At 60.7% G+C, this 512-nt stretch carries 1 protein-coding gene; it reads right to left on the reverse strand.

The genetic code is table 11. The features are described from left to right. Positions 1–338, reverse strand: a 338-nt coding sequence (locus ABD361_RS30580) for a hypothetical protein (RefSeq protein ID WP_425583382.1), incomplete at its 3' end; no start/stop codon positions are given. Positions 339–512: the final 174 nt, after the last annotated feature.

Genomic DNA, 512 nt, shown 5'->3' on the forward strand with positions numbered 1-512 from the left:
CTGTCATATGTATCGTACTGCTCCCGCAGCGCACCAAGACGCTGCTGCTGCTCAGGGGTGTACACCGGATCGGGTTCAGCAGGCTGCACGAACTCCTTACCGTCTTCGCCGTGGTACCAGATGCGGGCTGCGCGTCCGCGACTCCATGCCCAGCCCTCCCGCTGCTGAATGTCCTGCGCGATACGCTCCAGCTTTTCCTGCACCAGACGCTCAACCAGCACGCTGTCAGCCGTACCGTCGCCCTCGTCCTGGCTGAACAGAGCTTCACGGACGTAACCCCCTGCCGCCTCGTAGGCATCGCGCCCGATAAAACGAAATTTGGCGTTGTCGGTGCGCATCTCGGTTTCGGTAATAGCGCGTTTAATCAGGTGTGCGGGCGCGTTTGACTAGCTGGCCTTCACGTTTTCGAATACCTCGACCTGACGGGCAGGATCGTCCTCGAGACAGAGCGCCTGACACTGCTCAACGGTCAGTTCGTCCTGTGCAAGCTTCTCCATCAGGGAGGGGGCGAG

Origin of the sequence: Streptomyces luteosporeus, from assembly GCF_039532865.1 — a bacterium.
Taxonomy (GTDB): domain Bacteria; phylum Actinomycetota; class Actinomycetes; order Streptomycetales; family Streptomycetaceae; genus Streptomyces; species Streptomyces luteosporeus.